Source organism: Actinomyces sp. W5033 (assembly GCF_051303165.1).
The window spans coordinates 174923-198673 of record NZ_JBPPGD010000001.1 but is presented as its reverse complement, the minus strand read 5'-3'; the positions used below and the strand labels follow the sequence as shown (position 1 = coordinate 198673).

Sequence of the window (23751 nt, the reverse complement as noted above, 5' to 3'; positions counted from 1 at the left end):
GGGCGGTCCCGCTCCCGGCCGGGCGCCGCCGGGCGGGCGCACGGTCGATACGATGCCGGTGCCGGCAGTAAGCGCACAGGAAGGGACACAGATGTCCACGAGTAGTAGCGAGCCACGAGCAGGACAGCCCCTGGCTCATCGGGTGGCCCTGTGGTTCGGGAGCCTGCCTCTCCTTCGTGCCGTCCTCGTCTGGGCGGCCGTCGTCCTGGCTGCGTTCACGCTCGCGGGATGGGTCACCGGCGATGGCGGACTGTGGACGTCGCAGCGTCTGCTGGCCGCGTGGCAGGGCGAGCGCGCCCCCGCGACTCCGTTGGACACCCTCATGGTGCTCGTGCCGACGGTGCTCGTCGTCGTGGTCTCCGGGTTCCTCCTCATCAGGTTGCGCCGGTGGGCGGGCACGCAGCAGTTCATGATGACGAGTGGGCTCACCCCGGCCGAGGCCGAGGAGGCGGACCACCGGTTCGAGGCGGCGATGGCGCAGTTGTCCGGGCGCCTGGTCGAGCAGAAGCTGGAGGGAGTCCGCGCTCTTATCGAGGTGGCCGACACCTACCGCTGGACGTACCGGCAGCGTGTGGTGGATGCCCTGTGCGACTATCTGCGCCGCCAGCGAGGGTCCTACACGTACGACGTCGAAACGTCGGGCGGGGCCGACTGGGTGGGGCCGACAACGACCTTCGTCAGTCTCGACCAGCCTGTTGAGTCCCTGGTGCTGGAGGAGATGCGCAGGCACCTGAGACGGCGTCGCGACGCCACCGGGGCCTGCGAGGCCGTCACCCAGGAGGTCGAGGACGATCAGCTGTGGTGCGAATGCAGCTTCAACCTGGACGGCGCGATCCTGGCCGAACGGGTCGACTTCGACCACCTGACGATCAACGGCAAGATGAGTCTGCGCGACGCGAGGCTTCTCGAGGGTGCGGACTTCACCCGCACCTCCTTCCTCCTGGCCGACTTCACTCGTGCCTGGTTCCATGGAACCGTCTCCTTCGCGGGCGCCTCGTTCCGGGAGCGGGCAGAGTTCTGGGGAGCCCGTTTCGACGCCGCCGCAACCTTCCAGGACGCCCAGTTCGCTCGCGGCTGCCTGTTCAGGGAGACGGACTTCATGGGCAGGGCCTCGTTCAAGAACGCTCGCCTGAGCGACGACATCGTGTTCCTCGGGGCCCGTTTCCACGACACGGCCGACCTGTCGGGTGCCGAGTTCCGGTAGATGGCCACCTTCGAGAACGCCATGTTCGGTGCCACGACATCGTTCTCGAACACGCTGTTCCACTACGACGCTGTCTTCGCGTTCGCCGTCTTCGAGGACGCGATCTCTTTCCGCAGCGCCCGGTTCCAGGGTGACAGCTACTTCAAATGGACCAGCTTCGACGCACCTCCGGACCTGGTGGGGACGGTCTTCGCCCGGGGTGCGTACTTCCAGGAGGCGTGCTTCTACGGGGGCGAGCCCAAGGGCGCGTCCTTCGCGGGCGACGCCGTCTTCCTTGACACGGGGTTCTCCCCTGGCGCTGCCATGACCGACTGCCTGTTCAACGACCGCGCCAGGCGTGATCCGGGCATCGCCATCGCCTTCCCACCGGACCTGGGGCTCGAGAAGACCGGCCTGCCCCCGGGCGCCTCGTGGGCGCGCTTCGACGACAAGGGCAACGTCGTCGAGGTGCTCCCTGCCTAGCGGAGTACCCACACCTAGCGCCAGCCGCAGCGGCACCCGGAGACCCGATGATCGGTAGCATGCGGTCGTGAGCAGCAAGCGCGGTGAGAAGGCCGACACGTCCAACAGGAACCGCTCCACGGAATCCCATGTCGGATCCTGGCCGCTCTTCTGGACCATTCTCCTGTGGGTGGTGCTGGCGCTCGCTGTGTTCACAGTGCTGGGGTGGCTCTGGGGAGAGGGTCCGTCCTGGTCCTGGCAGCGGTGGCTGACGAACTGGCGAAGTGCTGGTGACAAGGCTGGCCCGCTGGACATCGTCAAGGTGTCGCTGACCACCATCGGTGGCATCGGAGGAACCGGATACCTCGTCATCAAGTACCGCGAGCGTGCCAGCGCCGAGCGCGCCGAGAGGGCCGCAGAACTTGCCAGGAAGGACATCGAGCAGGAGAAGGCCGAGCAGAAGCTGCTCAACGCCGTGCAGCAGCTGGGAAGCGAATCCCCGCAGGTGAGGATCGCCGGGGTGTACGCCCTCGCCGACGTCGCCGACACCTACCGCGGCGGCTACCGGCAGCGTGTCGTCAACATCCTCTGCGGCTACCTGCGGACGCCGCGCGGGACATGGGAGACGATCACCGACACGAACACTGAGGATGGCGAGACCACATCCGAGAAGGTGTACGTGAGCAACGATGGCGCTGTCGAGTCTACTGTCCTGGAGGTTCTCAGCAGGCATCTGCGCAAGCGCCGAGAAAAGACGGACACTCACGGCGCGGTCACTCAGGACGTCGACGACGATCAACTCTGGTGCGACTGCACCATTGGCCTTCACGACGCCGTGATCACTGAATCCTTGAATTTCACAGGCGTAACGTTGGCGTCCGACGTGTCCTTCCAGGGCGCGACGTTTAATACCTTCGCTATCTTCCGAGGTGCGTCCTTCGACGCCCACGTCACATTCCGGGGCGCGACCTTCAACGCCAACACCAGCTTCTGGGACACGACCTTCAACGCCAACACCAGCTTCCAGGAATCAACCTTCAACGCCGACACCTTCTTCTGGGGTGCGACCTTCAACGCCAACACCAGCTTCCAGGAATCAACCTTCAACGCCAACACCAACTTCTGGGGTGCGACCTTCAACACCTACACCTTCTTCTGGGGTGCGACCTTCAACGCCAACACCAGCTTCTGGGACACGACCTTCAACTACGACGCCCACTTAGAGCGCGCGACCTTCAACCGATCAGCAGGACCGACTGGTATTCCACGCGAGCTAGTGGATGATGAGACCGGACTGCCGGAAGGCGCCCGGTGGGCTCGTTGTAATGACAAGGGAGAGGTCATCGAGGAGGGCTCCCCCGAGCCGGACAAGCCCTCCGATGCCGCTGGTAGCTCCTAGACGATCCTTCGCTGGGCGGATAGCTCCCGGCAGACTGTCTCTGCGCAGGACGGACTGGACTCCCCGAGACCGGGCTCGGCTGCCCGGCCCAGCCGTTGCGGTATGGCCCACACGGTCGCTCACACTCCGGCGATGCCAAAGGTCGGGATGACGATGCTCGACACCACGATGGTTTCAGTTTCCTCGTTCTTCGTGGGTGGATTCTGCCTCATGTCCGCTGGATCAACCCAGCCATCATGGCACGGCGTCGGCCGGGCGCCCCTCTCCCGAGGACGAGCCCGGTGACATCTCGTAGCACCTAGTCGTGCCTGTCCCGGTACGCGCCGGGGCTCAGGCCGAGCACCTTGCGGAAGTCGCTGCTCAGGTGCGCCTGGTCGGCATAGCCCAAGTCGGCGGCGACCTCGGCGATGGAGTATCCGCTCTCCTCACGTAGCCTCAGCGCCGCCTCCTGCAGACGGTAGCGACGTATGACCGCCAGCGGTGCCAGCCCGATGTACCTCTGTGTCAGCCGCTGGACACCGCGCACCGACATGCCCAGGCGCTGAGCCAGCTGCTCGACCCGCACGATCGACCGCTCCCCCGCGACAAGGTCCTCCAGGTCGTTGGCGCTCAGGGCGGCGGCGTCGGGGTCCCCGGCACGCTCAGCGAGCCACGCGATCATGAGCTCCGCCGCCTGCCGCCTGCCCTCATCCGGGTTCGCACACCCCATGGCCTCCACAACACCGGAGTACAGAGCGGCATCGGGAAACGGACACCCGCTGTCACGGATCGAGGCGGGCCCGATCCCGAGGCCGCTCAGACCCGCGGGCCGCAGCAGTGCCCCGACAGCCCACCCGCTTCCCTCGAGCACCCGCGTGGACACGCCCGTCGTCGGGCCGCGCAGACTCGTTCCGGTGGGCTCGACGACAAGGTTCGAGGCCGGGAAGGGCAGGACCTCCTGGGCGAGTCTCTCTTCGGCGGGCAGGTCCCAGCGCGGTAGCCACACCCAGCGCAGCAGGTGCACGATGCGCTCGCAGGGGCGCCGCCTGAGCGGCTGACTGCTCAGCCGCCCAGGACTCCGGCTCCCCCGCCTGAGCCGACCGGCGGGTGCCGGCCGACCCTCAGGTATCTCAGGCCGGCACCTGCCCCACGGGGCCGTTGTGGCAGACGGCCTCAATGTTGTGACCGTCGGGGTCCAGGACGAAGGCGGCGTAGTAGCCGGGGTGGTAGTGGGCGCGTTCGCCGGGGCCGCCGTTGTCCCGGCCGCCCGCCGCCAGCGCCGCCGCGTGGAAGGCGTCCACCTGCTCCGGGCTCGCGGCCGCCAGCGCCAGGTGGATGGTCGTGGGCCGCTGCTCCCGCACGAGCCACAGCTCGGGGGCGGCCTGGCCCGACTCCCCCGCGGCCCCCAGGGCGCGCACGGGCCCCAGCTCCATGACGACGGTGTAGCCGAGCGGGGCCAGCGCCTGGGTGTAGAAGTCGGTGGAGACGGCGGGCACAGTGACGGGAAGCGAGATGTGGTCGATCATGTGCCCCACCGTAGGACCTGCCACCGTGTGAGGCTCAAGCCCCGTCCTGGACCGGCCGCTGGGCCCGGCGTCGTCGGCGCTCTCAGGACCGGTGTCCCCATGGCCGGGGACCACGACCGGGCCTACGGTGCCCGCATGGTCCCCACCACCCCGTCGCCCTCGTCGCAGCCCGGCCCCGTGAAGCCTGCGAGCCACCCGCGCCACACGACCCTCCTCGTGGTCGCCGCGATCTCCGCCGTCATGGCCTGTCAGGCCCTGGCGGCGCTCGTCATGGCCAGCAGGAACGTGCGGACCGTCCCCGGCGACTGTGCTCGCCCGTGGCACTGCACGACGACGACCACCGTCTACAACCCCATCACGATCGTCATGGCCATCGGGATGGTGCTGCTCCTGGTCTGGCAGCTGCGTACCGTGCGCAGGTTCTGGCGGGCGCGAGGGCACACCCCGCCTCCGTCGTCCGCGGACGCCTGGCTGGCCGTCATCGTCACCGCGCTGGTCTCAGTGCCCGCCTTCCTTGCCAGCATCCTGTTCTTCTGAGCAGCTGCCTGACAACGGGCGCAGCGTCGCCTCGTCCCAGGCCCGCCGCCGGTCTCAGCGCCTGCGATCGCGCTTCTCGCGCACCCGCACCCCGATCTGGACCGGGGAGCCGACGAAGCCGAACTCCTCGCGCAGCCTGCGCTCGATGAAGCGGCGGTAGCCCGCGTCGAGGAAGCCGGTGGTGAACAGGACGATGCGCGGCGGTGCCGTCTGCACCTGGGTGGCGAAGAGGATGCGCGGCTGCTTGCCGCCGCGCAGTGGGTGCGGGGTCGCGCCCTGGATCTCCCCCAGGAAGGCGTTGAGCCGTCCGGTGGGGATACGCGTGGTCCAGCCCTCCAGGGCGGCGTCGAGCGCGCGCACGAGCCGGTTCGTGTGCCAGCCGGTGCGGGCCGCCAGGTTGATGTGCGGCGCCCAGGCGACGTGGGCGAGGTCGTGCTCGGTCTCCCAGGCGAGCATCTTCTGGCGGTCCTCGTCCACCAGGTCCCACTTGTTGTTGACGAGCACGAGGGCGCGCCCGGCGTCGACCACCTGCTGGATGACGCGCACGTCCTGCTCGCTCACGGGCTCAGAGGCATCGAGGAGGACGACGGCGACCTCCGCCTTCTCGATCGCCCCCTGGGTGCGCAGCACGGCGTAGTAGTCGGCGCCGCGGGTCTGGCGCACGCGGCGGCGGATGCCTGCCGTGTCGATGAACAGCCACTGGCGCCCGTCGAGCTCGATGACCTCGTCCACGGGGTCGCGGGTGGTGCCGGCGAGCTCGTTGACGACAACGCGCTGGCTGCCGGCGATGGAGTTGAGCAGGCTCGACTTGCCCACGTTGGGCCGCCCGACGAGCGCGATGCGGTGCAAGGACCCCTCCTCGGGGCTGGGCCCCGCGACGGCGGAGACCTCCGGCAGGACCGCCATGGCAGCGTCGAGCACCTCACCCGAGCCGCGCCCGTGAAGGGCCGAGACGGCGTAGGGCTCGCCGAGCCCCAGGTTCCACAGGGCGGCGGCGTCTCCCTCCTGGGCGGGCGAGTCGACCTTGTTGGCGGCCAGGACAACCGGCTTGCCGCTGCGACGCAGCATGCGCACCACCTGCGCGTCGGTCTCCGTGATGCCGACCGTGGCGTCAACGACGAGGATGACGGCGTCGGACATCTCCACGGCGACCTCCGCCTGGGTGGCGACCGCGGAGTCCAGGCCCTCGACGTCGAGCTCCCAGCCGCCGGTGTCCACGATGGTGAAGCGCCGCCCCGCCCACTCGGCCGGGTAGGAGACACGGTCGCGGGTGACACCCGGGGTGTCCTGGACGACGGCGACGCGTCGGCCCAGCACCCGGTTGACGAGGGTGGACTTGCCGACATTGGGCCGTCCAATGACGGCCAGGACGGGAAGGCCGGAGTCCAGGCCGTCCTCGGCCTGGGGGACCTCGCCGCCCTCGAGCAGGGCCAGGTCCTCCTCGTCGAGCTCGTAGTCCTCCAGCCCGGCGCGCAGGGCCTGGGCGCGCAGCTCGTCCTCGGCGTCGCGGGCGGCCACCTCATCCACCGCGGTCTCAATGAGGTCGATGACGTGCTCGACGGTCTCGGGCAGGTCCATGTCGCTCGTGTCCACGAGGGTGACGCCCTCGGGGGCGGTGAGGAACTGCGAGACGGTGGCGTCGTCGCGGTCGCGGCGCAGCACCTGGTCGCGCAGGGCGGCGGCGTCCACGTCCTTGCCGGCGGCCTCCAGGTCCCCGGCGCGGCGGGCGAGGCGGGCCTCCTCACTGGCGGTGATGAGCAGGCGCACGTCAGCGTCAGGCGCGACGACGGTGGTGATGTCACGGCCCTCGGCGACGATGCCGGCCCCGCCGGAGAAGGAGGAGGCGGCGCCCCGGGCCTCGGCGTGGATGATGGCGCGCTGGAGCCGGGCCATCTCGGCACGCACGTCGAGGTTCGTGGCGACCGTGGAGACGACGGCGGCGACATGCGGCTCACGGATGGCCTCGGCGATGTCGATGCCGTCGCACACGACGCCGGGGGCCTCGGGGTCCAGGCCCATCTCCAGCGGCATCGTCTCGACGGCGCGGGTGACGGCCCCGGCCTCGACGTCGTCGGCGCCCAGGTCGATGCCGGTGCGCTCACACCACCAGGCGGCGGCGCGGTACATGGCGCCGGTGTCGAGGTAGGCCAGGCCCAGCTCGGCGGCGACGCGCCTGGAGACGGTGGACTTACCCGATCCGCTCGGTCCGTCGATGGCGACGACAATTCCCATGGGTGGCCTCCTGCTGGGCACCCCGGGCGGGGTGCGATGACGATCCGCGGCTAAGCCTGCCATGACGCCACGGGCATCACCCGCTGCGGCGCCCATGAGATCGTGCACGCCCGTGCGCCGGCGCGCCCGGCTCAGCCCACCACGACGACCCGCCAGCCGCGCGCGTCCAGGGCCTCCTCCAGCGCCTGGGAGGCGCTGGGCACCACCGACAGCACGGCCACCCCCACACTCTGGCCGGCGGAGTGCTCCATGGAGAAGTCCTCAATGTTGACACCCGCCTCCCCGACGTCCGAGAACAGGCGGCCCAGGGAGCCAGCGGCATCCGGCACGAGGACCTGGACCTCGGCGTAGCGGCTGGGCGCGCCACCGTGCTTTCCCGGGATGCGCGCACGCCCGGCGTTACCCCGTCCCATGACGTCGACGACAGCCCCAACGGCACCCGGCGCAATCGTCTCCACCCCGCCGTGGGCGGCATACTGCTCGCCGTCGGGATCCAGCGCCACCTGCTCGACACCCCGGATGAGGGTGTCCAGGTCGCCACGCACCTGACGCAGCAGCTCGCAGACGGGACCGGCGTTGCCCACGAGGATCGCGGCCCACAGGCGCGGGTCCGAGGCCGCGATGCGGGTCGTGTCGCGCAGCCCCTGCCCCGCCAGGGCCAGGGCGCTCTCGGGCAGCGTCTCCAGGCGGGCCGCCAGCAGGGAGGACATGAGCTGGGGCAGGTGGCTGACGGCGGCGACCGCCGCGTCGTGCTCGGTGGCGCCCATGCGGATGGGGGTGGCGCCGACGTCCACGGCGAGGTTGCGCACGGCGAGCTCGGCGTCGGGTCCGGCGCCCTCGGCGACGATGACCCACGGGCGCCCCACGAACAGGTCGGAGTCGGCGGCGGCGGCACCGGAGCGCTCACGGCCCGCCATGGGGTGGGAGCCCACGTAACGGCGCGCGTGCTCGCCCGCATGGGCGAGGACCTCCGCCCGCACCCGGTCCTTGACGCTGGCGACATCCGTGACGACGGCACCGGGGTGCGCGTCGAGCGAGCGCAGCACGACGTCGGCGGCGACATCGGGTGGGGTGGCGACCACGACGAGCCGGGGCTCGGGGCTGGAGGCCCCGCGGACCCTCCCGGCCCCCATGTCGCGGGCGAGGGCCAGGGAGGTCGGTGAGGTGTCCTCGAGCTGGACCTCGACGCCGGCGGCGGTCAGCGCCAGCGCGAGGGAGGTGCCGAGCAGGCCGGTGCCGACGATGAGCACCGGACCGGTGGTTGACACGACGGCATGAGGGTTCGTCGGTGGCACGGCGCCCGATGTCACAGCCCGACCTCCTTCTGCAGGGCGGCGACCTCATCGCCGGTGAGGCGGCGCATCTGCCCCGGCTTGAGGGAGCCGATGGTCAGCGGGCCCAGGCGGGTGCGGGCCAGACGCACCACCGGGTGGCCGACGGCGTCGAGCATCCGCCGCACGACCCGGTTGCGCCCCGAGTGGAGCGTGATCTCGACGATGGATCCGGCCGGCCCGGAGTCCTTGACGACGACCCTGTCCGCCTGGGCGGGCCCGTCCTCAAGCTCGATGCCGCGCTTAAGCTTGCGCGGCACCCAGTGCTCGACCTCGCCCTCGACGATGGCGACATAGGTCTTGGAGATCTCGTAGCGCGGGTGCATGAGCCGGTGGGCGAGCTCGCCGTCGTTGGACAGCAGGATGAGACCCTCGGTCTCGGCGTCCAGGCGGCCGACGTGCACCAGGCGCACGGACTCGGGGTGCTCGATCTCCTCAGCGTGCTCGGTGACGTACTGGTCAGCGAGCTCGGCGACCGTGGGACGGCCCTGAGGGTCCTCCATGGTGGTGACGACCCCGGCCGGCTTGTGCAGCATCACGGTGATGACATCGGGGTTGGTGAGGATGCGGGTGCCGTCCACCCGGATCTCCTGGGCGAGGGGGTCAACGCGCACCCCGACCTCCGTGACGACCACGCCATCGACGCTCACACGGCCGGAGGCGATGAGGCTCTCGCAGGCGCGCCGCGAGGCCACGCCCGCGTGGGCCAGGACCTTCTGGAGGCGCTCGCCGTGCTCGACGTGGGGATCCGCCTCTCCCCCACGGCCCGAGTGGTGGCGGGCGGTGAGGATCGCGGCCTCCTCGTCCTCACCGATGGCCTCGGCGTCGAATCGGGCCAGGAGCCCGGCGTCGGCCTGCTCGTCGAGCTCCTCGAGGTCGTCGTCGTCGTAGAACTCCTCAGCACCGAGCGCGCCGGTGGGCACGAGGTCGGACTCACTGCGGTCGGTGCCCGGACGGCGGGCGGGACGCGTGGGTCGCCGGTCACGGCGGGTGGGGGTCATGCGGGGCTCCTGCGGTGGGTGGGGTCGGCGGCGCGCTGCCCGGCCTCGTCGTCGATCTCGGCGAGGGCGGAGGCGTCGGGAAGGTAGGGGGCGAGCGGGGGCAGCTCGTCCAGGGAGTTGAGCCCGAGGAACTCGAGGAACTCGCGGGTCGTACGGTACAGGTGCGCCCCGGAGGGCTCCTGCCCGGCCTCCTCGATGAGACCGCGGGCGTGCAGCGTGCGCACGACGCCATCGACGTTGACACCTCGCACCGCGGCGACACGCCCCCGGCTGACGGGCTGACGGTAGGCGATAACGGCCAGGGTCTCGAGCGCCGCCTGTGACAGGCGCGAGGTGGCGCCACCCACGACAAAGCGCTCGACGAGGTCGTGGAACAGCGGTGCGGAGGCCAGCCGCCAGCCGCCAGCCGCCCGGCGCAGGACGAAACCACGCGGCGCCACGGCGGGGTCGCCGCCACGCCCCTCGTACTCGGCGGCCAGCGACTCCAGCAGGGCCTCGGTCTCGTGCTCGTCAGTGCCCAGGGCCTCGGCGAGGGCCGCGGTGGTCACGGGCTCGTCGGCGACGATGAGGACGGCCTCGGCGGCGGCCCGCAGCTGGGCGTCGGGCACCGCGCTGAGGCTGGCCTGCTCGAAGAAGACCTCGGTGGCCCTCGTCGTGGGGTCCGCGGCGCCACGGCCGGCGGTGGTGACGCCCAGGAGGCGGTCGAGCCGGGTGCTCCGAAGCCCCTGCGTGCTCTCGCTCATGCGAACTCCTCCTCGAGGTCTGGGTCCATGATGCCCGTGAGGTCCTCCTCGGTGCCGCACCACGTGACCGTGATCTCGTCCATCGGCTGGTCCTGGTCGAGATCGACGCTGCCTTGGCGGTACAGGATGAGCAGGGCGAGGAAGCGGGCGACGACCACAGCCCGGTGGTCGGCGTCGGCGGCGATCTGTGTGAAGGTGAGCGAGCCGTGGCGCCGCAGCCTCAGGGCGATGAGGCCCACCTGCTGCGCCACGGGCACGGCCTCGTGCAGGTGGACGGTCTGGACGCCGTCCTCCAGGCGCCGGGAGAGCACCTGGGCGGCCACACGGGCGAGGTCCTCGGCGCCCAGCGTGGACACGAGGCTCGGCAGCAGGGCGGCGAGCTCGGGTGCCAGGCCGACGACGCGCGGGTGGGAGCGCTGGGCGCTGTCGGCACGCTCACGCAGGTGGGCCGCCGCCTGCTTGTAGGCCCGGTACTGCAGGAGCCGGGCGAAGAGCAGGTCGCGGGCCTCCAGGAGCTCAAGGTCCTCGTCGTCCTCCTCCTCGCCATCGTGCGGGAGCAGCCGGTGGGCCTTGAGCGCCAGCAGTGTCGCGGCAACGACGAGGAACTCGCTGGCGTGCCCCAGGTCCCAGTCGGCCCGCATGTGCGCGAGGAACTCGTCCGTGACCTCCGCCAGGGCGAGCTCGGTGACGTCGAGGCGACGGCGGGCGATGAGGGTGAGCAGGAGGTCGAAGGGTCCCTCGAACTGCTCCAGGCTCACGCGGAACCCCGGGACCCGTTGAGGACCCGCGACATCCTCCTGGGCGGCGGCCGGAGCCGGCCCGCCCGACGTGGGCGTGGTCAGGCCCGGCGGCTCAGGCGACATCGCCGCGGGCGATGAGCTCGCGCGCCAGGCGGCGGTAGGACTCGGCGCCGGCGTGGGTGGGCGCGTAGGTGGTGATGGGCTCGGCGGCCACGGAGGCGTCGGGGAACTTGACGGTGCGGCGGATGCGGGTGTCGAAGAGCTGGTCGCCGAAGGCCTTGCTGAGGGTCTCGAGCACCTCACGTGAGTGCAGGGTGCGGTGGTCCACCATGGTGGCCAGGATGCCGTCGATCTGCAGACGGGGGTTGAGACGGTCACGCACACGGTCAACGGTCTCCACCAGCAGGGCGACGCCGCGCAGCGCGAAGTACTCGGTCTCGAGCGGGATGATGACGCCGTGCGAGGCGGTCAGGGCGTTGACGGTGAGCAGGCCCAGAGAGGGCTGGCAGTCGACGAGGACGACGTCGTAGTCGTCGAGCACGGGGCGCAGCACACGGGCCAGGGCCTGCTCGCGCGCCACCTCGTTGACGAGCTGGACCTCGGCCGCCGACAGGTCGATGTTCGCCGGCACGATGTCGAGCCCGGGGGTGGAGGTCGGGTGGATGACGGGACGCACGTCCGGTCGTGCGGCGACGAGCAGGTCGTAGACGGTGGTGTCGAGCTCGTTGGCGTTGATGCCCAGGCCCGCGGAGGCGGCCCCCTGGGGGTCGAAGTCGACGATGAGCACCTTGCGGCCGTACTCGGCCAGGCAGGCGCCCAGGTTGATGGTCGTCGTCGTCTTGCCGACGCCACCCTTCTGGTTGCACATGGAGATGACACGCGCGGGACCGTGGGCCTCCAGGGGCGCCGGCACGGGGAACACCTTGCCCTCACCCTCCTGTGAGGGCAGGTCAATGAGCCCGGGCTGCTGGCGGTCCGTCGTGCTGGAGGTACTCACACGGGCAGCCTATCCGAAAGCACGCGGGTGGCTGGTCGCGTAGACCTCGCGCAGGTGCTCCACCGTGACCCTCGTGTAGATCTGCGTCGTGGTGACCGAGGCGTGGCCGAGCATCTCCTGCACGACGCGTACGTCGGCCCCGCCTGCCAGCAGGTGGGTGGCGAAGGAGTGACGCAGCGTGTGGGGCGACACGTGCAGGCCCTCGTCCAGGCCGGCGCGCACGGCCGCCTGACGCAGCACCCCCCAGGCGGACTGACGGGACAGGGGCCGGCCCAGCGTGTTGAGAAAGACCTCCGGCACCCCCCGTCCCCGCTCGGCGAGAACGGGCCTGGCCTGGACGAGGTAGGCGTCCAGGGCGTCCCAGGCCAGGCGCCCCATGGGCACGATCCTCTCCTTGCGCCCCTTGCCGAACAGCCGCAGGCAGCCCGAGTCCCGGTCGAGGTCATCGATGACGAGGCCGACGGCCTCCGAGATGCGCGCCCCCGTGGCGTAGAGCAGCTCGAGCAGGGCCCGGTCGCGCAGGCCGGCGGCCGAGCCGTCGGTGTTGGTGGCCTCGAGCAGCGCCTGGACCTGCTCGACGCTCAGGGCCTTGGGCAGGCGCCGGCCCACCTGCGGCGGGCGCACGGCCGCCGCAGGGTCGGTACTCGTGGAGCCCTCAGCCAGGAGGAAGCGGTGCCAGCCGCGCACGGCGGTGACGGTCCTGGAGGCGGAGGAGGCCGCCAGAGGACGACCACCGTCCGAGCCGGTGCGGATGGCCTCGAGGAAGGCGGCGACATCGGCCTCCGTGACGCCGCTGGGGTCCTCCACGCCACGCTGGGCGAGGAAGGAGACGTACCGGCCGAGGTCGCGCTCGTAGGCGGACAGGGTGTTCGCGCTCAGACCGCGCTCGACCCTGAGGTGGGCAAGGTAGCCGCCCAGGGCATGGGTGACGGCACCGCCAGCCACGTCGTCGGGGCCGCGGGCGCGCTCAGGCGAACCTGGAGACCAGGCCCAGGCCGACGATGGCGATGGCCCAGACGGTGCCGACGCCGATGGTGATGCGGTTGAGGTTGCGCTCGGCGACGCCGGAGGAGCCGGCTGCTGAGGAGAAGCCTCCACCGAACATGTCCGACAGGCCGCCGCCGCGTCCCTTGTGCAGCAGGACCGTGGCGATGAGGAAGACGCTCGAGAGCACGAGGAGGATCTTGAGGACGATCTCCAGGATGGCCATGCTGCGGTGTCCTTCGTGACGGGGAAAGGTGGAGAGGAGGACTCCCCCCCCCTTTCCCCGCCAAAGGGTTTTGGGCCCGGCCACCTCACAGGAAGGTGGCCGGGCCCAGACCGGCTCGGGCTGCTCAGGGCGTTGGGCGCGCGTCAGCGCACGGGCTTCGCCCAGGCGGCTCAGGCGTAGAAGCCCGCCATGGCGGAAAAGGACTCAGCCTTGAGCGAGGCGCCACCGATGAGCGCGCCGTCAACGTCGGGCTGGGCCATGAGCTCCTTGATGTTGTCCGGCTTGGCGGAGCCGCCGTACAGGACGCGGGTGGTGTCGGCGGTGGCGTCGCCGTAGTCGGCGCGCAGGGCCTCACGGATGGCGCCGCAGACCTCCTGTGCGTCGGCGGCTGTGGCGGTCTCACCGGTGCCGATGGCCCAGATGGGCTCGTAGGCGATGACGATCTTGGCGACGTCCTCGGCGGACCAGCCCGCCAGCGCGGCACGGACCTGGCCCAGGACGAAGTCCACGTGCGTGCCCGCCTTGCGGACCTCGAGGGCCTCGCCGCAGCACAGGATCGGCGTCATGCCGGCGTCGAGCACCTTGCGGGCCTTGGCGCCGACGAGCTCGTCGGACTCCTGGTGGTACTCGCGGCGCTCGGAGTGGCCCATGACGACGTAGGTGACGCCGAGCTTGTCGAGCATCGCGGTGGAGATCTCACCGGTGTAGGCACCGTTGTCGTGGACGGAGACGTCCTGGGCGCCGTACTTGATCTTGAGGTCGTCGGCCTCGACGATCGTCTGCACGGTGCGGATGTCCGTGAACGGGGGGATGACGAGGACCTCGCACTTGGCGTAGTCGTGACCAGCGTCCTTGAGGGCCATGGCCAGGCCCTGGACGAGGTGGTTGGCCTCGAGGTGGTCGAGGTTCATCTTCCAGTTGCCCGCCATCAGCGGGGTGCGGTTGCTCATGGTGTTTCAGCCTTCCAGGACGGAGACGCCGGGCAGCACCTTGCCCTCGAGCAGCTCGAGGGAGGCACCGCCGCCGGTGGAGATGTGGGAGAAGGTGGACTCGTCGAAGCCGAGCGTGCGCACGGCCGCGGCGGAGTCGCCACCGCCGATGACCGTGAAGGCGTCGGACTCGCTCATGGCCCTGGCCACGGCCTTGGTGCCGGCGGAGAAGGCCTCGAACTCGAAGACGCCCATGGGGCCGTTCCACACGACCGTCTTGGACGTGGCAATGGCCTCAGCGTAGAGGGCGGCCGTCCTCGGGCCGATGTCCAGGCCCATCTGGTCGGCGGGGATCGCGTCGGAGGCCACGACGGTGGCGGGGGCGTCCGCGGCGAAGACCGGGGCGACGACGGTGTCAACAGGCAGCAGCAGCTCGACGCCGTTGGCCTTGGCGGTGGCGAGGTAGCCCTTGACCGTGTCGATCTGGTCCTTCTCCAGCAGGGAGGTGCCGACCTCGTGGCCCTGGGCCGCGAGGAAGGTGTAGGCCATGCCACCGCCGATGAGCAGGCGGTCCGCCTTGGACAGGAGGTTGGCGATGACGCCGAGCTTGTCGGAGACCTTCGAGCCGCCGAGGACCACCGTGTAGGGGCGCTCGGGGTCCGTGACGGCCTTGGACAGCGACTCGATCTCCTTGCTGACGAGCAGGCCCGCGGCAGCCGGGAGGATCTTGGCGACGTCGTAGACGGAGGCCTGCTTGCGGTGCACGACACCGAAGCCGTCGGAGACGAAGACGTCGGCGAGGGCGGCGAGCTCGGCGGCGAAGGCGGCGCGCTCGGCGTCGTCCTTGCTCGTCTCCGCGGCGTTGAAGCGGACGTTCTCAAGCAGGACGATCTCACCCTCGCTCATGGCGGCGACGGCGGCCTTGGCGGACTCGCCGACCGTGTCCTCGGCGAGGGTGACCTTGACGCCGGTGACCTCCGCCAGCCGCTTGGCGACGGGCGCGAGGGAGTAGTCCGGGTTGACCTGGCCCTTGGGGCGGCCCAGGTGGGCGGTGATGATGACCTTGGCGCCGGCGTCTAGCAGCGTCCTGAGGGTGGGGAGTGCTGCCTGGATACGGCCGTCATCGGTGATGTTCTTGTCAGCGTCGAGCGGGACGTTGAAGTCGGAGCGGACGAGGACGCGCTTGCCCTTGAGGTCGCCCAGGGACTCGATGGTCTTCATGAAACCTCTTACCTGCTGGTTGTGGTGGTGGTCGGTGCCGGGTGAGCGGCGAGGCCTGAGCTGCTGACGGTCCGACGCCCGCGCACGCGTGGGCGTGCACGGGCGTCGGACCGTCAGGTGCTCATGCGGCGGGTACCCGCTGCTCAGGCGAGCTTGGAGCCGACGAGGGCGGTGAGCTCGACGAGGCGGTTGGAGTAGCCCCACTCGTTGTCGTACCAGGACAGGACCTTGACGAGGTCACCGATGACCTTGGTCTCGGTGGCGTCGAAGATCGAGGAGTGCGGGTCGCCGACGATGTCGGTGGAGACGATCGGGTCCTCGGTGTACTTGAGGATGCCCTTGAGCTCGCCCTCGGCGGCGGCCTTGACGGCGGCCTTGATGGACTCGACGGAGACCTCCTTCTCGGCCTGGAAGGTCAGGTCGGTGAGGGAGCCGGTCGGGGTGGGAACGCGCACGGCGAGGCCGTCGAACTTGCCCTTGAGCTCGGGCAGGACGAGGGCGACGGCCTGGGCGGCACCGGTCTTCGTCGGGATCATGTTGAGGGCGGCGGCGCGGGCGCGGCGCAGGTCGCGGTGCGGGGCGTCGAGGACGCGCTGGTCACCCGTGTAGGAGTGGATCGTCGTCATGATGCCGCGCACGATGCCGAAGTTCTCGTGGAGGACCTTGGCGAGGGGGGCGAGGCAGTTGGTGGTGCAGGAGGCGTTGGAGACGATGTTCATCGTCGCGCCGTCGTAGTCGCCCTCGTTGACACCCATGACGAAGGTGCCGTCAACGTTCTTCGCGGGGGCGGAGATGACGACCTTCTTGGCGCCGGCGGCGAGGTGGGCAGCGGCCTTCTCACCGTCGGTGAAGAAGCCGGTGGACTCGACGACGACCTCGACGCCGAGCTCGCCCCAGGGCAGGTCCTTGGGGTCGCGCTGGGCAAGGACCTTGATGGTCTTGCCGTTGACGATGATGGACTCCTCGTCGTAGGAGACCTCGCCGGTGAAGCGGCCGAGGATGGAGTCGTACTTGAGGAGGTGAGCGAGGGTCTTGGTGTCGGTGAGGTCGTTGACGGCGACGATCTCGATGTCCGCACCCTGCTCGAGGGAGGCGCGGAAGAAGTTGCGGCCGATGCGGCCGAAGCCGTTGATACCAACGCGGGTGGTCACTTTGTGTCCTCCTAGTACGCCCGACGGCGCACGTACTTGTAGCTGAAGGGCACAAGCGTGTGTGCCCTACGGGAGCCGGTGGCAGAACCAGGGTCCCGACACCGGGGAGTCTAGCGTCACGTCGGGCCGCACCGCGACCACCTGGCACGCCAGGGGCGAACACGAGGGCCTGCCTGGGCGCAGCGGCTCACTCACGCACCGGGACGTGCCCGCGGCTCCGGGACCCTGGTCCCAGGCGACGGGTGCCCCGGCGGGCGTGGGCGGGCGGGTGGCCGTGGCGCCCCGCCCGGCGGGTCACAGGTCGAGCATGTCCTGGGTGAGCACCGACTCCGTGTCCGCCACCCCCAGCTCGTGGGCGCGCTTGTCCGCCATGGCCAGCAGGCGGCGGATGCGCCCGGCCACCGCGTCCTTGGTCAGCGGCGGGTCCGAGAGCTGGCCGAGCTCCTCGAGCGAGGCCTGCTTGTGCTCCACGCGCAGGCGCCCGGCCTCGAGCAGGTGCTCGGGGACCTCCTCGCCCAGGATCTCGAAGGCGCGCTCGACCCGGGCGCCGGAGGCGACGGCCGCGCGGGCCGAGCGGCGCAGGTTCGCGTCGTCGAAGTTCGCCAGCCTGTTGGCAGTGCCGCGCGTCTCGCGGCGCGAGCGCCGCTCCCCCCAGGCCGCGTAGGCCTGGGCCGCGCCCATCCGCTCGAGCAGGACGCCGATGGCCTCACCGTCGCGCACCACCACGCGGTCCGCTCCGCGCACCTCACGCGCCTTGGCGACGATGTCGAAGCGCCGGGCGGCCCCGACCAGGGCGAGCGCCGCCTCGGAGCCGGGGCAGGTGACCTCGAGCGAGGAGGAGCGTCCCGGCTCCGTGAGCGAGCCGCGGGCGAGGAAGGCCCCGCGCCAGGCGGCCGCGGCCGCGCTGCGCCCGCCCTGGACGACGGCGACGGGCATGCCGCGCACGGGCCTGCCGTGCCCGTCAACGAGGCCGGCCAGGCGCGCCAGGTCCTTGCCTCGCTCACTGACGCGCAGGACGTAGCGGTTGCCCCGGTGCAGGGAGCCGCCGCGCACGACGATGACCTCGGGCTCGACGCTGTAGAGGTCCTTGAGCTCGCGGTGCAGGCGCCGGACCGCTCCCCCGTGGTCGAGCTCGGCCTCCACGACGATCTGCCCGCCGATGATGTGCAGACCGCCGGCGAAGCGCAGCATGGAGGAGACCTCGGCGCGGCGCTGGGAAAGGGTGCCGGGTGCCACACGGGACAGCTCGTCCTTGACGGTCACCGTCAGCGACATGTGGTGGCTCCTGTTCGTCGGGGCTGGCAGGGTGTGCTGTGGCAAGGATGCAGGTTAACGTCTCAACCGGCGCCCTCCGGGGCCGCAGGCGCCCCCAGGTCCGCGACGACGCCGTCGAAGGAGTCACGGAAGGCTGCGGCCAGGCGCAGCGAGTCGTGGTGACCCAGGCCGTCACTCGTGCGGACCTGGCGCAGGACCAGCACAGCGCCCGTCTGACGGGCGGCCTCCTCCAGGGCGGCGACGTCCTCGACGGTGGAGGGGTCGGCCACGACGACGTCCAGGCGCAGCCCGGGGGCGTACTCGTGCAGCACGCGCACGTGGTCCGCGGGCGTCATGTCCTCGGTCTCCCCCCTCTGGGCGGTGAGGTTGAGCACGAGGACCTTGCGGGCGCGGGTGCTCACGAGGGCCTCACGCATCGAGTCGAGCACCAGGTGCGGCAGGACGGAGGAGTACCACGACCCCGGCCCGAGCACGACCCAGTCCGCCTCGGCGATGGCCTCGACGGCCACCGGGTGGGCGACGGCCTCCGGCGGGCACAGGCGCACGTTCTCGATGCGTCCGCGCGCCGTGGCGACGGCCACCTGCCCGCTCACCCGGGAGCGCCGGTGGCCGTCAACGACGTCCGCCTCGATCACCAGCGGCGACGAGCTCATGGGCACGACCCGGCCGTGGATGGACAGCAGGCGCCCCACCCAGTCCAGTCCCTCGACGTCGTCGCCCAGCAGCTGCCACAGCGCGAGGATGAGGAGGTTGCCCAGGGCGTGGTTGTCGAGCTCGCCGTCCCCGGCGAAGCGGTGCTGCAGGACGTCGCGCCACGTCAGGCCCCACTCGGAGTCATCGGTGAGGGCCGCCAGCGCCATGCGCAGGTCGCCGGGGGGCAGGCAGTCGAACTCCTGGCGCAGCCGTCCCGAGGAGCCGCCGTCGTCGGCGACGGTGACGACGGCGGTGAGCCGGTGCGTCACGTGGCGCAGGGCCCGCAGGGTGGCGGACAGGCCGTGCCCACCACCCAGGGCGACCACGCGAGGGCCCTCCTGGCCGCGTCTGCGCCAGCCCTCGGCGTCGAGGGTGGTGGCCGAGGTGTGCCCGTGGCCCGCCGCGCCGGACGGGGTCTGGGCACTGTGGGGGCTGGGGGTTGTCGCTGTCACGGTGTCCTCACTCCCTGCCGAGGTCGCGGTGCTGGGTGACGACGCTGAAGCCCTGGGTGCGCAGCCGCTCGCCCACCCGCTCCACCGTGGCCACCGAACGGTGCTTGCCGCCCGTGCAGCCCACGGCGATGGTGACGTTCGGCTTGAGCTCGTCCACGTAGTGCGGCAGCGCCTGGGCCAGCAGGTCGGCGTAGCCATCGACAAAGGCCGCGGCCCCCGCCTGCCGGAAGACGTACTGCGCGACAGGGGCGTCACGGCCGGTGAGGTGGCGCAGCTCGGACACCCAGTAGGGGTTGGGGATGAAGCGCACGTCGAGGACGTGGTCGGCGTCCATCGGCAGGCCGTACTTGAACCCGAAGGACATGACCGTCACGCGCAGCGGCAGCTCGGCGTCCGCGGCCACCACCTCGCGCACCCGCCGGGCGAGCTCGTGCACGGACAGGCGTGTGGTGTCGATGACCTCGTCGGCGATGCCCTTGAGGCCGGCCAGGAGGGTGCGCTCGTGCTCGATGCCGTCGAGGATGGTGCCGGTGCCCTGCAACGGGTGGGGGCGGCGTGAGGACTCGAAGCGGCGCACGAGGGTGGCGCCGTCGGCGTCGAGGAAGACGAGCCGCACCGAGGTGCCCGCCTCGCGCAGCTCGCCCAGGTAGCGCATGAAGGAGGAGAAGAAGGCGCGTGAGCGCACGTCCACCACGGCGGCCAGGCGGTGCACGCCGGGACCGACGGTCGTCATCATCCCAGCCAGGGCGGGCAGCATCTGGGGCGGCAGGTTGTCGACGACGTACCAGTCGAGGTCCTCGAGCGCGTTGGCGGCGCGTGAGCGCCCCGCCCCGGACATGCCGGTGACGATGACCATCTCGGGGCGCCCTGCCGGCGGGACCGGGGGCGTCGCCTTGTCGATGGCGGAGATCCCTGTGGGCACCGTGTCCTGGACGGGGTCGCGCTGCTCGCTCATGGGGCGATCATGGCACGCGGCCCGGTAGCGTGCTCCATATGACTACCACCGCCTGCACCATCGGCACGCCCTGGACGACGAGCGCCACCAAGGTGGCCCTGCTGGGCTCGGGAGAGATCGGCAAGGAGGTCGCCATCGCCCTGGCCCGCCTGGGTGTCGAGGTCACGGCCATTGACCGCTACGACGGCGCCCCCGCCCAGCAGGTCGCGCACAACTCGCTCACCGTGGACATGTCCGACCCCCAGGCCCTGCGTGCCGCGGTCGTGTCCTCGGGCGCCCAGGTGGTCGTGCCCGAGATCGAGGCCCTGGCCACCGACGCCCTCGTCGCCCTGGAGGCCGAGGGGGCTGTGCGCGTGGTGCCGACCGCCCGGGCCGTGCGCCTGACGATGGACCGTGAGGGGATCCGCCGCCTCGCGGCTGAGGAGCTGGGGCTGCCGACGAGCCCCTACGTCTTCGCCTCGAGCCTGGAGGAGCTGCGCGCCGGGGCCGAGCGGGTGGGCCTGCCCTGCGTCGTCAAGCCGGTGATGTCCTCCTCGGGGCACGGCCAGTCGGTGGTGCGCCGCAGCGAGGACCTTGAGACGGCGTGGCGCTTCGCCGCCGAGGACGGGCGTGTGGACCGGGGGCGCGTCATCGTCGAGGGGCTCGTGCGCTTCGACACCGAGATCACCCTGCTCACCGTCCGCTCGCGCGACGCCGCCACGGGCGAGACGGTGACGAGCTTCTGCGAGCCCATCGGCCACCGCCAGGTCGATGGCGACTACGTCGAGTCCTGGCAGCCGCAGGCCCTGCCAGCCGCGGCCCTGGCCCGGGCGCAGCAGATCGCGGCGCGGGTGACCCAGGCGCTGGGCGGCTGGGGCCTGTTCGGCGTCGAGCTGTTCGTCGTCGGCGAGCAGGTGCTCTTCTCCGAGGTCTCCCCCAGGCCGCACGACACGGGGCTGGTGACCCTCGCGAGCCAGCGCCTGAGCGAGTTCGAGCTGCACGCGCGCGCCCTGCTCGGCCTGCCGGTGGACACCGCCCTGCGCGCACCGGGAGCCTCTGCGGTGGTCAAGAGCCCGGTCGAGAGCGCCGCGGGGGCCGGGGCGACCTTCTCCGGCGTCGCGCAGGCGCTCGCGGTGGCGGAGTCGGACCTGCGCCTGTTCGGCAAGCCGACCGCGCACGTGGGTCGGCGCCTGGGCGTGGCGGTCGCCAGCGGCACGCACGTGGAGCAGGCGCGTGACAGGGCGAGGGCGGCGGCCGCAGCGGTCACCGTCTCGGCCGCCGCACCAGTGGGCTGAGACCGCGCGGGAGGCAGCGGGCTCAGGCGGCGCGGTCCCGGCGGGATCAAGGGGTCTTGTCGTCAGGCGCCCCGGGTCCTGAGGCAGCCTCCTCACCCGCGCCGGCCGGGGAGCCAAGGTGCTCGAGCACTGCCGCGGCCAGCACCGGGCCGATGCCCTTGACGGCGGCGACCTGCTCAGGGCTGGCCCGGCGCAGGCGCTTGACCGAGCCGAACTCCCTGAGCAGGGCCGCCTGACGGGCGGGCCCGAGGCCGGGCACAGCGTCGAGGACCGAGCGGGTCATCCCCTTGGTGCGTGTGGCGCGGTGGTGGGTGATGGCGAAGCGGTGCGACTCGTCGCGCAGGTGCTGCAGCAGGTAGAGCGCCGGTGAGGTGCGTGGCAGCACGACGGGGAACTCCTCCCCCGGCACCCACACCTCCTCCAGCCGCTTGGCCAGGCCGATGAGGGGCACGTCCAGCCCGAGCCCGTCGAGGACGGCGCGGGCCGCGTTGACCTGCGGCAGACCGCCATCGACGACGACGAGGCCGGGCGCGTAGGAGAAGCGCCGGGCGCGGCCAGTGGCGGGGTCCACGGGACCGGAGGAGATGGCGACGCCGTCGCCCTCCTCACCGACGAGCTCGCGCCCGGCCTCACTGAGCTCAGCGCCCTGCTCAGCCAGCAGCCGGGTGAAGCGGCGGGTGAGGACCTCGCTCATGGCGGCGGTGTCGTCACCGGCCCCGCGCCCCTCGGGCCCACGCACGGTGAAGCGGCGGTAGTCGGACTTCCTGGGCGCTCCGTCCTCGAAGACCACCATCGAGCCGACCTGGTAGGTGCCCTGCGTGTGGGAGATGTCGTAGCACTCCACCCTCAGCGGGGCCTCGGGCAGGTCGAGGGCCTGGGCCAGCTCCTCCAGGGCCTGGGCCCGCTGGCTCAGGTCCCCGGCGCGGCGGGTGCGGTGCAGGCGCAGCGCCTCCTCGGCGTTCTTGCGCACCGTGTCCATGAGTGCCGCCTTGTCCCCGCGGCGGGGCACGCGCAGGTCCACCTTGGCGCCGCGCAGGGCCGTGAGCCACGCGGTGACCGCCTCGGCGTCCGGCGGCAGGACGGGCACGAGGATCTCGCGGGGCACAGCGGTGGTGGCGGTGTGGGCGACGTCATCGACGCTTGTGGCGGCCGTGCGGTCCTCGCGCAGGCGGCCGCCGGGGCCCGGCGACTGCGCCTGGGCCCTGTGGGCCGGGGCGCTGGGGGCCCGGTGCCCGACACCGAGGGAGGTCGTCGGGCCCGAGGTCTCGGGCGCGCCCGTGGCGGTCCCCACGGGGACGGTGGCCTGGGCCTGCCCGGTGGGCTCGGGGACGGCGTCGTCGGCGGTGGCGTCTGCGGGGGTGACGAGGTCGGCGTAGACCTGCTGGAGCAGGCGCTCGACCAGCTCGGCGTCGGAGCTGTCCTCGACGAGGTCGATGACCCAGCCGCGCTGGCCGCGCACGCGCCCGCCGCGCACGTGGAAGACCTGGACGGCCGCGGTGAGCTCGTCCCTCACGAGCGAGAAGACGTCGGCGTCCGTCGCGTCGTCGAGGACGACGGCGTTGCGCTCGATGACCTTCGTCAGGGCGGCGACGTCGTCGCGCAGCCGGGCGGCCTTCTCGAAGTCGAGGGCCGCCGCTGCCGCCCGCATCTCAGACTCGAGCTCGCGCAGGTAGGGCCCGGTGCGTCCGGCCATGAAGGCGCACAGGTCCTCGGCGAGGCGCCGGTGGTCGGGGGCGCTCACACGACCGACGCATGGCGCCGAGCACTTGTCGATGTAGCCCAGCAGGCAGGGGCGGCCGGAGGCGTGGGCACGTCTGAAGACGCCCGGGGAGCACGAGCGCACGGGGAAGACCCGAAGCAGCTGGTCCAGGGTCTCGCGGATGGACCACACCTGGACGTAGGGGCCGAAGTAGCGGGCCCCCGGCTTGCGGGCACCGCGCACCACCATGGCCCGCGGGTAGGTCTCCTGCATGGTCACGGCCAGGTACGGGTAGGACTTGTCGTCCTTGTACATGACATTGAAACGGGGGTTGAACTCCTTGATCCAGGAGTACTCCAGCGCCAGGGACTCCACCTCGGTGGACACGACGGTCCACTCCACCGCGCAGGCGGTGGTCACCATCCGCTGGGTGCGCGGGTGCAGGGCCGCCAGGTCCTGGAAGTAGCTCGACAGGCGCTGGCGCAGGTTCTTGGCCTTGCCGACGTAGATGACACGGCCCTCGGCGTCGATGAAGCGGTAGACGCCGGGCGACGTCGGGATCTCCCCGGGCGCGGGGCGGTACGTCGAGGGGTCGGCCATGGGGTGCAGCGTATCGGGGGCGAGACCCCCTGCCGCACCGGGCTCCAGGCACGCCGAAGGCCCAGGACCTGACGTCCCGGGCCTTGCTCGTGGGCGATACTGGGATCGAACCAGTGACCTCTTCCGTGTCAGGGAAGCGCGCTCCCGCTGCGCCAATCGCCC

The 23751-nt window shown here is 71.4% G+C and carries 22 protein-coding genes and 1 tRNA gene; 5 read left to right on the top strand and 18 right to left on the bottom strand.

Annotated elements, in window-relative coordinates; translation table 11 throughout:
- The first annotated feature begins 91 nt into the window (after positions 1-91).
- The 3 genes from ACSJJR_RS00870 to ACSJJR_RS00860 all read left to right on the top strand — a co-directional run bounded on the left by ACSJJR_RS00870 (position 92) and on the right by ACSJJR_RS00860 (position 3044).
- Positions 92-1204, top strand: coding sequence for a pentapeptide repeat-containing protein (locus ACSJJR_RS00870; protein WP_435941622.1), 1113 nt, complete (start codon positions 92-94; stop codon positions 1202-1204).
- On the top strand, positions 1205-1666 hold the full coding sequence (locus ACSJJR_RS00865; protein ID WP_435941621.1) for a hypothetical protein: 462 nt from the start codon (positions 1205-1207) through the stop codon (positions 1664-1666). It abuts the gene before it with no gap.
- A 67-nt stretch (positions 1667-1733) separates the two neighbouring features.
- On the top strand, positions 1734-3044 hold the full coding sequence (locus tag ACSJJR_RS00860) for a pentapeptide repeat-containing protein (RefSeq protein ID WP_435941620.1): 1311 nt from the start codon (positions 1734-1736) through the stop codon (positions 3042-3044).
- Positions 3045-3342: 298 nt separating this feature from the next.
- Here the strand turns inward: ACSJJR_RS00860 and ACSJJR_RS00855 are convergent, their stop codons facing one another.
- Together ACSJJR_RS00855 and ACSJJR_RS00850 are read right to left on the bottom strand one after the other, a co-directional pair.
- A complete protein-coding gene (locus ACSJJR_RS00855; RefSeq protein WP_435941758.1) occupies positions 3343-4089 on the bottom strand; it encodes a helix-turn-helix domain-containing protein in 747 nt (248 codons plus the stop codon).
- 64 nt (positions 4090-4153) lie between these two features.
- On the bottom strand, positions 4154-4549 hold the full coding sequence (locus ACSJJR_RS00850; RefSeq protein ID WP_435941619.1) for a VOC family protein: 396 nt from the start codon (positions 4547-4549) through the stop codon (positions 4154-4156).
- A gap of 135 nt (positions 4550-4684) precedes the next feature.
- Between ACSJJR_RS00850 and ACSJJR_RS00845 the strand changes: the two genes are divergently transcribed.
- A complete protein-coding gene (locus ACSJJR_RS00845; RefSeq protein ID WP_435941618.1) occupies positions 4685-5086 on the top strand; it encodes a hypothetical protein in 402 nt (133 codons plus the stop codon).
- Positions 5087-5140: 54 nt separating this feature from the next.
- Here ACSJJR_RS00845 and der read toward each other — a convergent pair whose 3' ends face one another.
- From der to rapZ, 14 genes are all read right to left on the bottom strand, one after another.
- On the bottom strand, positions 5141-7318 hold the full coding sequence (gene der / locus ACSJJR_RS00840) for a bifunctional cytidylate kinase/GTPase Der (RefSeq protein WP_435941617.1): 2178 nt from the start codon (positions 7316-7318) through the stop codon (positions 5141-5143).
- A 131-nt stretch (positions 7319-7449) separates the two neighbouring features.
- A complete protein-coding gene (locus ACSJJR_RS00835) occupies positions 7450-8628 on the bottom strand; it encodes a prephenate dehydrogenase (protein ID WP_435941616.1) in 1179 nt (392 codons plus the stop codon).
- Positions 8625-9650, bottom strand: coding sequence for a pseudouridine synthase (locus ACSJJR_RS00830; RefSeq protein WP_435941615.1), 1026 nt, complete (start codon positions 9648-9650; stop codon positions 8625-8627). The genes ACSJJR_RS00835 and ACSJJR_RS00830 overlap by 4 nt, the downstream gene beginning before the upstream one ends.
- Positions 9647-10258, bottom strand: coding sequence for an SMC-Scp complex subunit ScpB (gene scpB, locus ACSJJR_RS00825; RefSeq protein ID WP_435941757.1), 612 nt, complete (start codon positions 10256-10258; stop codon positions 9647-9649). The genes ACSJJR_RS00830 and scpB overlap by 4 nt, the downstream gene beginning before the upstream one ends.
- A 131-nt stretch (positions 10259-10389) precedes the next feature.
- Entirely contained in the window at positions 10390-11256 is an 867-nt protein-coding gene (locus tag ACSJJR_RS00820) for a segregation and condensation protein A (protein ID WP_435941614.1), read from the bottom strand.
- Positions 11246-12130, bottom strand: a complete 885-nt coding sequence (locus tag ACSJJR_RS00815; RefSeq protein ID WP_435941613.1) for a ParA family protein — start codon at positions 12128-12130, stop codon at positions 11246-11248. Before ACSJJR_RS00815 ends, ACSJJR_RS00820 begins: the two co-directional genes overlap by 11 nt.
- Positions 12131-12139: 9 nt before the next feature.
- Positions 12140-13048 carry a site-specific tyrosine recombinase XerD gene (xerD, locus tag ACSJJR_RS00810; protein ID WP_435941756.1) on the bottom strand — a complete coding sequence of 303 codons (909 nt, stop codon included), beginning with the start codon at positions 13046-13048 and terminating at the stop codon, positions 12140-12142.
- 49 nt (positions 13049-13097) lie between these two features.
- The gene (gene secG / locus ACSJJR_RS00805; RefSeq protein WP_435941612.1) at positions 13098-13340 is read right to left on the bottom strand and encodes a preprotein translocase subunit SecG; all 243 of its coding nucleotides are present in this window, start codon (positions 13338-13340) and stop codon (positions 13098-13100) included.
- 170 nt (positions 13341-13510) lie between these two features.
- Positions 13511-14290 carry a triose-phosphate isomerase gene (gene tpiA, locus ACSJJR_RS00800; protein ID WP_435941611.1) on the bottom strand — a complete coding sequence of 260 codons (780 nt, stop codon included), beginning with the start codon at positions 14288-14290 and terminating at the stop codon, positions 13511-13513.
- A 6-nt stretch (positions 14291-14296) separates the two neighbouring features.
- The gene (locus tag ACSJJR_RS00795) at positions 14297-15490 is read right to left on the bottom strand and encodes a phosphoglycerate kinase (protein WP_435941610.1); all 1194 of its coding nucleotides are present in this window, start codon (positions 15488-15490) and stop codon (positions 14297-14299) included.
- Positions 15491-15633: 143 nt separating this feature from the next.
- Complete coding sequence (gap, locus tag ACSJJR_RS00790; protein WP_435941609.1) at positions 15634-16641, bottom strand: type I glyceraldehyde-3-phosphate dehydrogenase; 1008 nt, start codon at positions 16639-16641, stop codon at positions 15634-15636.
- A gap of 294 nt (positions 16642-16935) precedes the next feature.
- The gene (whiA, locus tag ACSJJR_RS00785; protein WP_435941608.1) at positions 16936-17916 is read right to left on the bottom strand and encodes a DNA-binding protein WhiA; all 981 of its coding nucleotides are present in this window, start codon (positions 17914-17916) and stop codon (positions 16936-16938) included.
- A 62-nt stretch (positions 17917-17978) separates the two neighbouring features.
- Positions 17979-18935, bottom strand: coding sequence for a gluconeogenesis factor YvcK family protein (locus tag ACSJJR_RS00780; protein ID WP_435941755.1), 957 nt, complete (start codon positions 18933-18935; stop codon positions 17979-17981).
- 133 nt (positions 18936-19068) lie between these two features.
- A complete protein-coding gene (gene rapZ / locus ACSJJR_RS00775) occupies positions 19069-20016 on the bottom strand; it encodes an RNase adapter RapZ (protein ID WP_435941607.1) in 948 nt (315 codons plus the stop codon).
- A gap of 38 nt (positions 20017-20054) precedes the next feature.
- Between rapZ and purT the strand changes: the two genes are divergently transcribed.
- Positions 20055-21290 carry a formate-dependent phosphoribosylglycinamide formyltransferase gene (gene purT / locus ACSJJR_RS00770; RefSeq protein WP_435941606.1) on the top strand — a complete coding sequence of 412 codons (1236 nt, stop codon included), beginning with the start codon at positions 20055-20057 and terminating at the stop codon, positions 21288-21290.
- A gap of 46 nt (positions 21291-21336) precedes the next feature.
- Here the strand turns inward: purT and uvrC are convergent, their stop codons facing one another.
- Complete coding sequence (uvrC, locus tag ACSJJR_RS00765) at positions 21337-23589, bottom strand: excinuclease ABC subunit UvrC (RefSeq protein WP_435941605.1); 2253 nt, start codon at positions 23587-23589, stop codon at positions 21337-21339.
- 90 nt (positions 23590-23679) lie between these two features.
- Positions 23680-23751 (bottom strand) — tRNA-Val (locus tag ACSJJR_RS00760).

Coding starts and splice junctions, on each gene's coding strand:
- ACSJJR_RS00870 (WP_435941622.1), top strand. CDS start 92: ATGTCCACGAGTAGTAGCGAGCCACGAGCAGGACAGCCCCTGGCTCAT.
- ACSJJR_RS00865 (WP_435941621.1), top strand. CDS start 1,205: ATGGCCACCTTCGAGAACGCCATGTTCGGTGCCACGACATCGTTCTCG.
- ACSJJR_RS00850 (WP_435941619.1), bottom strand. CDS start 4,549: ATGATCGACCACATCTCGCTTCCCGTCACTGTGCCCGCCGTCTCCACC.
- ACSJJR_RS00845 (WP_435941618.1), top strand. CDS start 4,685: ATGGTCCCCACCACCCCGTCGCCCTCGTCGCAGCCCGGCCCCGTGAAG.
- der (WP_435941617.1), bottom strand. CDS start 7,318: ATGGGAATTGTCGTCGCCATCGACGGACCGAGCGGATCGGGTAAGTCC.
- ACSJJR_RS00830 (WP_435941615.1), bottom strand. CDS start 9,650: ATGACCCCCACCCGCCGTGACCGGCGACCCACGCGTCCCGCCCGCCGT.
- ACSJJR_RS00820 (WP_435941614.1), bottom strand. CDS start 11,256: ATGTCGCCTGAGCCGCCGGGCCTGACCACGCCCACGTCGGGCGGGCCG.
- secG (WP_435941612.1), bottom strand. CDS start 13,340: ATGGCCATCCTGGAGATCGTCCTCAAGATCCTCCTCGTGCTCTCGAGC.
- tpiA (WP_435941611.1), bottom strand. CDS start 14,290: ATGAGCAACCGCACCCCGCTGATGGCGGGCAACTGGAAGATGAACCTC.
- ACSJJR_RS00795 (WP_435941610.1), bottom strand. CDS start 15,490: ATGAAGACCATCGAGTCCCTGGGCGACCTCAAGGGCAAGCGCGTCCTC.
- whiA (WP_435941608.1), bottom strand. CDS start 17,916: ATGTCGCTGACGGTGACCGTCAAGGACGAGCTGTCCCGTGTGGCACCC.
- rapZ (WP_435941607.1), bottom strand. CDS start 20,016: ATGAGCGAGCAGCGCGACCCCGTCCAGGACACGGTGCCCACAGGGATC.
- purT (WP_435941606.1), top strand. CDS start 20,055: ATGACTACCACCGCCTGCACCATCGGCACGCCCTGGACGACGAGCGCC.
- uvrC (WP_435941605.1), bottom strand. CDS start 23,589: ATGGCCGACCCCTCGACGTACCGCCCCGCGCCCGGGGAGATCCCGACG.